This is a genomic window from Photobacterium sp. R1 (assembly GCF_054600795.1).
The window spans coordinates 1-429 of record NZ_BAAHZP010000115.1; the positions used below are offsets into that span (position 1 = coordinate 1).

The following is a 429-nucleotide window of genomic DNA, read 5'->3' on the forward strand; positions in this document are numbered from 1 at the left end:
AATTGCTTGATAGCATTACGTAGGACTTTCGTTTCCGGCCGGGTCTGCTGGTTGAGGCAATTCACCGCTTCACTGTCAACCAGCGTTCGCTGGACAAAGAGGGCCATACTGTCGGCCAGCTTGGTGTTCTTCAATACATGATATCTGTCATAGCGGTAGCGTTGATGCTGAGCCAGATAGACATCATTCAGGCTCGCGCCGCTATATATGACGGTATTGTCAATGATAAAGCCTTTCAGGTGGAGCACACCAAAGACTTCACGATTGCGAACGGGTACCCCCAGCACTTCAATTTTATGTTGGTAGGACTGGGCAAACTCACGGTAGAGCGCTGCATTACCCTCTGATTTTTCTGCACCGATCAGTCCACGCTGGGCTCGGTGCCAATCGACGAGTACTTTAATGTCCAGTTCGGGACGTCGCTGTTTT

At 50.3% G+C, this 429-nt stretch carries 1 pseudogene; it reads right to left on the minus strand.

The window, feature by feature from the left end:
• Window positions 1–429, minus strand: a pseudogene (gene pssA, locus ACYP03_RS24225) (CDP-diacylglycerol--serine O-phosphatidyltransferase); the annotation flags it as partial.